General features: G+C 63.1%; 8 protein-coding genes. 2 read left to right on the top strand and 6 right to left on the bottom strand.

Annotated features, from left to right (window positions below):
* Positions 1–217: 217 nt before the first annotated feature.
* Positions 218–2437: a heavy metal translocating P-type ATPase gene (locus HU767_RS20655; RefSeq protein ID WP_186730350.1), complete on the bottom strand. Its 2220-nt coding sequence runs from the start codon at positions 2435–2437 to the stop codon at positions 218–220.
* 86 nt (positions 2438–2523) lie between these two features.
* Between HU767_RS20655 and cadR the strand changes: the two genes are divergently transcribed.
* Entirely contained in the window at positions 2524–2970 is a 447-nt protein-coding gene (cadR, locus tag HU767_RS20650; protein WP_186730349.1) for a Cd(II)/Pb(II)-responsive transcriptional regulator, read from the top strand.
* A 134-nt stretch (positions 2971–3104) separates the two neighbouring features.
* Here the strand turns inward: cadR and HU767_RS20645 are convergent, their stop codons facing one another.
* The 3 genes from HU767_RS20645 to HU767_RS20635 form a co-directional block, all read right to left on the bottom strand.
* Positions 3105–4076, bottom strand: a complete 972-nt coding sequence (locus tag HU767_RS20645) for a thymidylate synthase (RefSeq protein WP_186730348.1) — start codon at positions 4074–4076, stop codon at positions 3105–3107.
* Between the two features lie 49 nt (positions 4077–4125).
* The gene (gene lgt / locus HU767_RS20640; RefSeq protein WP_186730347.1) at positions 4126–4935 is read right to left on the bottom strand and encodes a prolipoprotein diacylglyceryl transferase; all 810 of its coding nucleotides are present in this window, start codon (positions 4933–4935) and stop codon (positions 4126–4128) included.
* Positions 4936–5003: 68 nt separating this feature from the next.
* A complete protein-coding gene (locus HU767_RS20635; RefSeq protein ID WP_186709430.1) occupies positions 5004–5786 on the bottom strand; it encodes a sulfite exporter TauE/SafE family protein in 783 nt (260 codons plus the stop codon).
* Between the two features lie 327 nt (positions 5787–6113).
* Here HU767_RS20635 and HU767_RS20630 point away from each other — a divergent pair, with 327 nt between their 5' ends.
* Positions 6114–6860, top strand: coding sequence for an NRDE family protein (locus HU767_RS20630; protein WP_186709428.1), 747 nt, complete (start codon positions 6114–6116; stop codon positions 6858–6860).
* Positions 6861–6986: 126 nt separating this feature from the next.
* Here HU767_RS20630 and ptsP read toward each other — a convergent pair whose 3' ends face one another.
* Together ptsP and HU767_RS20620 are read right to left on the bottom strand one after the other, a co-directional pair.
* Positions 6987–9266: a phosphoenolpyruvate--protein phosphotransferase gene (ptsP, locus tag HU767_RS20625; protein ID WP_186707334.1), complete on the bottom strand. Its 2280-nt coding sequence runs from the start codon at positions 9264–9266 to the stop codon at positions 6987–6989.
* 22 nt (positions 9267–9288) lie between these two features.
* Positions 9289–9768: an RNA pyrophosphohydrolase gene (locus HU767_RS20620; protein WP_003186867.1), complete on the bottom strand. Its 480-nt coding sequence runs from the start codon at positions 9766–9768 to the stop codon at positions 9289–9291.
* Positions 9769–9838 lie beyond the last annotated feature (70 nt).

Genomic DNA, 9838 nt, shown 5'->3' with positions numbered 1-9838 from the left:
CTCCCTCGCCACAGGGATACGTCGCAAACTTGAACTCTGGGTTGCTGGAACAGGCTTTGCACCTGCTCCAGCACCCGCGTTGGCTGACATACCGCTATCGCGAGCAAGCTCGCTCCCACAGTGGTTCTCCGTTGCTCACAAAATATGTGTTCACTGAAGATCCCTGTGGGAGCGAGCCTGCTCGCGATGAGGCCAGCCCAGTCACCCTGGCCTTTACTTACTTGCGCAACAACCGCAACCCATTGAACACCACCAGCAAACTCACCCCCATGTCGGCAAACACCGCCATCCACATGGTGGCGAACCCGGCGAAGGTGACCCCGAGAAAGATCGCCTTGATCACCAACGCCAGGATAATGTTCTGTTTCAGGATGCTGGACGTCTGCCGCGACAGGCGAATGAAGGCCGGGATCTTGCGCAGGTCATCGTCCATCAAGGCGACGTCGGCGGTCTCGATGGCCGTGTCGGTGCCGGCCGCCGCCATGGCGAAACCGATTTCCGACCGGGCCAGGGCCGGGGCGTCGTTGATGCCGTCGCCGACCATGCCGACGCGGTGACCCTGGGCATACAGCGCTTCGATGGCTTGCAGCTTGTCTTCCGGCAACAGGTCGCCCCGCGCCTGGTCCATGCCCACTTGCGCGGCAATCGCTTCGGCGGTGTGGGCGTTGTCGCCGGTGAGCATCAGGGTCTTGATGCCCAGTTCATGCAGTTGCCGGATGGCCTCGCGGCTGGAATCCTTCACGGTGTCAGCCACGGCAAACAACGCCAAGGGGCCTGTAGCGTCGAGCAGCAGCACCACCGACTTGCCTTGTTTTTCCAGGGCGAAGAGTTTTTCTTCCAATTCGGGAGAGCACAGGCCGAGGTCTTCCACCAGGCGGTGGTTGCCCAAGTGATAGGTCCGGCCGTCGATGTCGCCGCGCACGCCGCGCCCGGCCAGCGCCGCGAAGTTATCCACAGCCTGCTGCACCACTTGCTTATCCACAGCCGCGTTGGCAATCGCCCGGGACACCGGGTGGTCGGAACGGGCGGCGAGGCTGGCGGCCAGGGCCGGGGCTGTGCTTTCCAGAGTAGGGTCCAAGGCTACATAGTCGGTTTGCACCGGTTTGCCGTGGGTGATCGTGCCGGTCTTGTCCAACGCCAGATAGTCGAGCTTGTAGCCGCCCTCCAAGTAAACGCCGCCCTTGACCAGGATGCCTTTGCGCGCGGCGGCGGCCAGGCCGCTGACGATGGTCACGGGGGTGGAAATCACCAGTGCGCAAGGGCAGGCGACTACCAGCAGCACCAGGGCCCGGTAGATCCAGTCGAACCACAAGGCGCCCATGAACAGCGGTGGAATGACTGCTACCGCCAGGGCCAGGGCAAACACCGCTGGGGTATAGATCGTCGAAAAGCGGTCGACGAAGCGCTGGGTCGGCGCCCGGGAGCCCTGTGCCTGTTCCACGGCGTGGATGATTCGCGCCAGGGTCGATTGATCGGCCGCCGCCGTCACCCGATATTCCAGTTCGCCAGCCTGGTTGATGGTGCCGGCGAACACCTTGTCACCGGCGATTTTTTCCACCGGCAGGCTTTCACCGGTAATCGGTGCCTGGTCGACGGTCGAGCGGCCGGTGATCACCTCACCGTCCAGGCCGACGCGCTCGCCGGGCCGCACCCGCACCCGCGCGCCGAGGGCAATGGCCTTGACCTCCTGGACATGCCAGGTGCCATCGGCCTGCTGCACGGTGGCCTGTTCCGGGGCCATCTGCATCAGGCCGCTGATGGCGTTGCGCGCCCGATCCAGGGATTTGGCTTCGATCAGTTCGGCCACGGTGAACAGGAACATCACCATCGCCGCTTCCGGCCATTGGCCAATCAGCACGGCGCCGGTCACGGCGATGCTCATCAGCGCGTTGATGTTCAGGTTGCGGTTCTTCAGGGCGATCCAGCCCTTCTTGTAGGTACCCAGGCCACCGCTGAGGATCGACACCAACGCCACCAGCGCGACCACCCAGTTTGGCGCGGCATTGGTGAAATGGATCACCTCGGCGCCCAGGGCCGTCACGCCGGACAGCGCCAACGGCCACCAAGGCTTGGCCGGGGCGGGCAGGTCGTGGCTTTGCGGTTTCTCGCCCGCAATCAGCGGGTCGGCCTGCATGCCTAGGGATTCGATGGCCTTGATGATCGGCGCGTCGCTGGGCAGATCGTGGGTCACGCCCAGGACGCGGTTGATCAGGTTGAACTCCAGTCGCTGCACGCCTTCGAGCTTGCCGAGCTTGTTCTGGATCAGCGTCTGTTCGGTGGGGCAGTCCATGGCTTCGATGCGGAAACTGCTCAGCCGCGCGCCGTCCGTCGGCGTTTTGCCGAGATTGACCACCGCCGGCGCCGCTTTCGAGGCGCAGCAGGAATGCCCGTGGTCATGGCCGTGGTCTGGTTTGTGGGTGTGAAGGGAATCGCTCATCGGGTGACGTCCGTGAAAAGTGCCTGTTGCGCAGTAAAGACCCTGTAGCCACTATAGGGTCAAGCACCTATTTGGGAGATCGCACCATGAAGATCGGAGAACTGGCGAAAATCACCGACTGCCAGGTCGAAACCATCCGCTACTACGAACGCGAAGGCCTGCTGCCGGAACCGGCCCGCAGCGACGGCAACTACCGCGTCTACACCCAGGCTCACGCCGAACGACTGACGTTCATCCGCAACTGCCGCACCCTGGACATGACCCTGGAAGAAATCCGCAGCCTCCTGGCCCTGCGCGACAGCCCCCAGGATCAATGTGAAAGCGTCAATGCGCTGATCGACGAACACATCCACCACGTCAAGGCCCGCATCGATGGCCTGCTGGCCTTGCAGGCGCAACTGATCGACCTGCGCCATCGCTGTGGCGAAGGGCCGGATCTGGATCAATGCGGGATCCTGCAGCGGTTGGAGGTGAGCGGGGCGGTGGCGCCGGAGGTGGAGCATTCACATGTGGGCAGGAGTCATGGGCATTGAGCCGATCTTGGAGCACATGCAGATCCAATGTGGGAGCGGGCTTGCTCGCGAATGCGGTGTGTCAGGCAAAGTAATGGTGTCTGACACACCGCATTCGCGAGCAAGCCCGCTCCCACAGGGCCGATGGGGTCCTTTCAGACCGCCATCGGCGCGGTCATCGGCGCGTGGTGCTGGTAGCCTTCGAGGGAGAAGTCGCTCGGTTCCACCAACTCCAGCCACTCAGGCTGGTACACGCCGGTCTTGGCAAACTCTGGCACGCGCTCGGAAATCACCAGCTTGGGCATCGGGAACGGCTCGCGGGTGAGCTGTTCGTTGAGCATGTCCAAGTGGTTTTCGTAGACGTGGGCGTCGCCGATGAAATAGGTGAACCAGCGCGGCGTGTAGCCGGTCAGGCGGCCGATCAGGCTCAGCAGCGCGGCGCCTTCGGTGAGGTTGAACGGCGTGCCCAGGCCCAGGTCGTTGGAGCGGATGTAGAGGGTCAGGGAAATCTCCCTGGTCTCGACATTCGGGTGGAACTGATAGAGCAGATGGCACGGCGGCAGGGCCATTTCATCGAGCTGGGCGCAGTTCCAGCCGTGGAACAGGATGCGCCGGCTGCCCGGGTCCTTGATGATGGTGTCGACGCACTGGCGAACCTGGTCGATGGCCTTGTACAGCACCACGTAAGCCTGGCCGTTTTCTTCGCCCTCGGCGATCTGCCGGTAACCCTGGGCCAGCGTCTGCTCGATGGCCGCCGGGTTGTTTACCGGGATCTGCTTATAGGCCGGCCACTTGCGCCACTGCACGCCGTAGATCTCACCCAGGTCGTCTTCGCCCTGGCGGAACGGGTTGGCCAGCCACTGGGCGTTTTCGTTGGCGTTCTGGTCCCAGACCTTGCAGCCCAGGGCGCGAAACTCAGCGGCATTGTTCACACCACGGAGAAAACCGCACATCTCGCCGATGGCCGATTTGAAGGCCATCTTGCGGGTGGTGATAGCGGGAAAGCCTTCCTTCAAGTCATAGCGCAGCATGGCGCCGGGGAAGCTGATGGTGTTCACACCGGTGCGGTTGGCTTGCTTGGTGCCGTTCTTGATGACGTGGGCCACCAGATCGAGATATTGCTTCATGGGTTACCTGTGTCCTTGAACCCGGGGCCTGCGCCCCGGGGTTCGAATTTTAAACCTTGGCCGCCGCAGCCGGCGCGCGATGATAAGCCAGCCAGATCAGCGCCAGGCCACCGATGATCATCGGCAGGCACAGCACCTGGCCCATGGTCAGCCAGTTCCACGCCAGGTAGCCGAGCTGGGCATCCGGCACGCGGACGAATTCGACAATGAAACGGAAGATGCCATAGAACAGCGCGAACATGCCCGACACCGCCATGGTGGGGCGCGGCTTGCGCGAGAACAGCCAGAGGATCAGGAACAGTGCCACACCCTCGAGGGCGAACTGGTACAGCTGCGACGGGTGGCGCGGCAACTGCGCCGGGTCGCTGAACGGCGGGAAGATCATCGCCCAGGGCACGTCGGTCGACTTGCCCCACAACTCGGCGTTGATGAAGTTGCCGATGCGCCCGGCACCCAGGCCGATCGGCACCATCGGCGCGACGAAGTCCATCAGCTCGAAAAACGACTTGTTGTTGCGCTTGCCGAACCACAGCGCCGCCAGCATCACACCGATGAACCCACCGTGGAACGACATGCCGCCCTTCCACACTTCGAAGATCAGCGTCGGGTTGGCCAGGTAGGCACTCAGGTCGTAGAACAGCACGTAGCCCAGGCGTCCGCCGACGATCACGCCCATGGACAGCCAGAACACCAGGTCGGAGAGCTTTTCCTTGTTCCAGGTCGGGTCGAAGCGGTTGAGCCGGCGCGACGCCAGCCACCAGGCGCCGCCGATGCCGATCAGGTACATCAGGCCGTACCAGTGGATTTTCAGCGGGCCGATGGCCAGGGCTACCGGATCGATCTGCGGGTAAGGCAGCATTGATATTCCTCGTAAACGTCAAAAATACCCGGGCGACGCTGCCACCACGGGATTAAGCCAGGATTGCGTCAGAGCAGAAAACTCACCCCCACGCAGAATAGCAAGGCGGCGAACAAGCGCTTGAGCAAGCGTGGCGACAGGCGATGGGCCAGCCGCGCACCAAAGCGGGCAAAGACCATACTGGTCAAGGCGATGCCCAGCAGCGCCGGCAAATACACAAAACCGAGACTATGGGCCGGCAGCAACGGATCGTGCCAGCCCAGAATCATGAAACTTAATGCACTGACCAGGGCGATCGGCAAGCCGCAGGCCGATGACGTCGCCACCGCTTGTTGCATCGGCACGCTGCGCCAGGTCAGGAACGGTACGGTCAGCGAACCACCACCGATGCCGAAAATCGCCGAGGCCCAGCCGATCACCGTGCCAGCCACGGTCAGCCCGGCCTTGCCCGGTACGGTGCGGCTGGCCTTGGGCTTGAAGTCCAGGGCCAGTTGCACGGCAACGATCAAGGCGAACACGCCAATGATCTTTTGCAGATGCGGGCCGGAAATCGCTTCGGCGGTGATCGCGCCGAAACCGGCACCGATCAGGATGCCGACGGTCATCCAGGCGAATACCGGCCAGCGCACCGCGCCTTTGCGCTGATGTTCGCGCACGGCATTGACCGAGGTAAAGATAATCGACGCCAGGGAGGTGCCGACGGCCAGGTGCGTCAACACCTGCGGGTCGAAGCCCTGCAGGGTGAAACTGAATACCAGCACCGGGACGATGATGATCCCGCCCCCTACGCCAAACAACCCGGCCAGCACGCCGGCGCAGGCGCCGAGTAGCAGATAGAGCACAAATTCCACCAGACTCTCCCCGCCCATCCCCGAAATAAGAGCGGCATGGTAACGGATCGAGGGGCTTGGGCTCTACTGAAGGCGATGGATGCCGGGGCGATGTGTGAGTAGAGTGGCTGGAAACACTCGGGTGTCTGCATCACGACACCGGATGGCGAACCGCTGTTGTGGCGAGGGAGCTTGCTCCCGCTGGAGTGCGAAGCACTCCCGAAAAAGCAGGGTGATAGGTCTGACAAGCCTGGCCCTTGGATTTGGGCTACTTCGTAGCCCAGCGGGAGCAAGCTCCCTCGCCACAAAAAGCGCTGCTCGGTTTTATTCCTATAACAGGACAACCTGATGTGCCTGATCGTATTTGCCTGGCGCCCTGGCCACGCCCAGCCGCTGGTCGTGGCGGCCAACCGCGACGAGTTCTACGCCCGGCCGACCTTGCCCCTGGCCCAATGGCCTGACGCGCCCCATGTCCATGCAGGGCGCGACCTCGAAGCCGGCGGTACTTGGCTCGGCATCGGCGCCGAGGGCCGTTTTGCCGCGCTGACCAACATCCGCGACCCAGGCCAATTGCCGGCCTTCAAGTCCCGCGGTGAACTGGTGGCGCGGTTCCTCACCGGGAATCTGTCGATTGCCGACTACCTGAGCGAAGTCGTGCCCCGTGCTGGCGAGTACGGTGGCTTCAACCTGCTGCTCGGCAATGGCGCCGAGCTCTGGCACTACAACGCCCGTGATACCCGGCCACAGCAGTTGGCCAAGGGCGTGTATGGCCTGTCGAACGCTGGGCTGAACACGCCATGGCCCAAGTTGCTCAAGGCCCGGTTGGCGCTGGAGGAGGTGCTGGACGATCCGCAACCCCAGGCCTTGTTGGCGTTGCTGAACGATCCACAACCCGCGCCGGTGGCCGAACTGCCCGACACCGGCGTCGGGCTGGCGACCGAGGCATTGTTGTCGAGTGTGTTCATCGCCAGCCCGGCTTATGGGACACGGGCGAGTACGGCGCTGATTGTCCATGCCGATGGGACGCGGCAGATGGTCGAGCGCAGTTTCGGGCCCCATGGGGGGCATTTGGGGGAGGTGGCGCTACACACTTGAATGAGAGTCACTTGTGGCGAGGGAGCTTGCTCCCGCTGGTGGGCGAAGCCCGCCCAAAAAAGCCTTGGGGCTACTTCGTAGCCCAGCGGGAGCAAGCTCCCTCGCCACAAATGCTCGCTGAACTGTCTAGAGGGTCTTGTTCGAAGCCGGATTGATCATCCGCGCCAACCCAAGGTTCTTCAGCGCCAGTTGCAAGGAGCTGTGGATCACTTGCGGGTTGTCGATGGTCATCACTTCCGCGAGCAATTCCTGGGCCTTGCTGAGGTTGATCTGGCGCAGCATCCACTTCACTTTCGGCAGGTTGGTGGCGTTCATCGACAAACTGTCGAACCCCATCGCCATCAGCAGCACCGCGGCGGCCGGGTCGCCGGCCATTTCGCCGCAGATACTGACCGGCTTGCCTTCGGCATGGGCGTCACGCACCACGTTCTGCAAGGCTTGCAGCACCGCCGGGTGCAGGTAGTCGTACAGGTCGGCGACCCGTGGGTTGTTACGGTCCACGGCCAGCAGGTATTGGGTCAGGTCGTTGGAACCCACCGACAGGAAGTCCACCTGCCGCGCCAGTTCCTTGGTCTGGTACACCGCGGCCGGAATCTCGATCATCACGCCGACCGGCGGCATCGGCACGTCGGTGCCTTCGTCGCGGACTTCGCCCCAGGCCCGGTGGATCAGGTGCAGGGCTTCTTCCAGTTCATGGGTGCCGGAGATCATCGGCAACAGGATGCGCAGGTTGTTCAGGCCTTCGCTGGCCTTGAGCATGGCGCGGGCCTGGACCAGGAAGATTTCCGGGTGGTCGAGTGTCACGCGGATGCCGCGCCAGCCGAGGAACGGGTTGTCTTCCTTGATCGGGAAGTAGGACAGGGACTTGTCGCCGCCGATGTCCAGGCTGCGCATGGTCACCGGTTGTGGGTGAAACGCGGCCAGTTGTTCGCGGTAGATCGCCAGCTGTTCTTTTTCGCTGGGGAAGCGCTGGTTGATCATGAACGGCACTTCGGTGCGGTACAGCCCCACACCTTCGGCGCCACGCTTCTGCGCTCGGGCGACGTCGGCCAGCAGGCCGGTGTTGACCCACAATGGCATGCGGTGGCCATCGAGGGTAATGCACGGCAGGTCCCGCAGCGCATCCAGGCCCAGGGACAGTTGCTTTTCTTCCTCCACCACATCGGCGAACTGCTTGCGCAGCACGTCGCTGGGGTTGGTGTAGACCTCGCCGTGGTAGCCGTCGACGATCATCTGGATGCCGTCGACCTTGGAGTACGGCAGGTCCACCAGGCCCATCACCGTCGGAATGCCCATCGCCCGGGCCAGGATCGCCACGTGGGAGTTGCCCGAACCCAGTACCGAGACCAGGCCCGCCAGCTTGCCTTCGGGCACTTCGCCGAGCATGGCCGGGGTCAGCTCTTCACTGACCAGGATGGTGTTGTCGGGGTAGACCAGGGTCTGCTGGCGCTCCTGCTGCAAGTACGCCAGCAAGCGACGGCCAAGGTCCTTGACGTCCGAGGCGCGTTCGCGCAGGTAGGCGTCGTCCATCAGTTCGAAACGGTTGACGTGGTCGGTCACCACCTGGCGCAGCGCACCCTGGGCCCACTGGCCGGTCTTGATGACGGTGGTCACTTCGCTGCCCAGGGAGGCATCGTCGAGCATCATCAGGTAGACGTCGAACAGTGCGCGTTCTTCGGGGCGCAACTGCGTCGCCAGCTTGGCCGACAGGGCCCGCATGTCGGCCCGCACGCCTTCGATGGCGGTCTTGAACAAGCCCAGCTCGGCATTGATGTCGGCGACGGTCTTGTCCGGCACCACGTCGAGGTCGGCGGGCGGCAACATGACCACCGCCGTGCCCACTGCCGCGCCCGGTGAGCCGGGCACACCGACGAACTTCGCTTCCTGGATACCCTTGCCCTGGCGACCCAGGCCGCTGATCGAGCCGGTGGCCTCGGCATGGGCGATAACCCCGGCCAGTTGCGCGCTCATGGTTACAAGGAAGGCTTCTTCACCTTCGTCGAACTGTCGGCGCTCTTTTTGCTGGATGACCAACACGCCGACGACGCGGCGGTGGTGGATGATCGGTGCGCCAAGGAACGAGGCGTAGCGTTCTTCACCCGTTTCGGCAAAGTAGCGGTAGCGCGGGTGATCCGCGGCGTTTTCGAGGTTCAGGGGTTCTTCGCGCGTGCCGACCAGACCGACCAGGCCTTCATTGGGCGCCATGCTCACCTTGCCGATGGAGCGCTTGTTCAAGCCCTCGGTGGCCATCAGCACGAAACGATTGGTCTCGGGGTCCAGCAGGTAGACCGAGCAGACCTGGCTGCCCATGGCCTCTTTGACGCGCAATACAATAATCCCCAACGCCGCCTTGAGATCCTTGGCGGAGTTAACTTCCTGGACGATCTTGCGCAGCGTATTGAGCATGGCTCGGGGTCGAACTCCGTCGTCAGTCGCGCGTCAGCAGGCGCGGGGCAAGCTCTTTGAGGGCGCGTCGGTACACCTCGCGCTTGAATGTCACCACCTGGCCCAACGGATACCAATAGCTGACCCAGCGCCAGCCATCGAACTCCGGTTTACCGGTCAAATCCATCCGCACCCGCTGCTCGTTGGAGATCAGGCGCAGGAGAAACCATTTCTGCTTCTGGCCGATGCACAGCGGTTGGCTGTGCGTCCTGACCAGGCGTTGCGGCAAACGATAGCGCAACCAGCCTCGGGTGCAGGCGAGTATTTCGACATCTTCGCGCTCAAGCCCCACTTCTTCATTCAACTCGCGGTACAAGGCCTCTTCCGGCGTCTCCTGGGGGTTGATCCCACCCTGGGGAAACTGCCAGGCGTCTTGATTGATACGGCGTGCCCATAGCACCTGCCCAGCATCATTCGTAAGAATGATCCCCACATTGGGACGGAAACCATCGGGATCGATCACGGCAACAACCTCGCAAACGCATGTCGCCGCATTGTTCCACAAAGGTTGTGAAAGCAGCAACGAGCGTCCC

It is taken from the genome of Pseudomonas sp. SWRI179 (genome assembly GCF_014268705.1).
GTDB classification, from domain to species: Bacteria; Pseudomonadota; Gammaproteobacteria; order Pseudomonadales; family Pseudomonadaceae; genus Aquipseudomonas; species Aquipseudomonas zanjanensis.
Note: the sequence above shows the minus strand (reverse complement) of the source record. Positions and strands in the feature narration are given on the sequence as shown.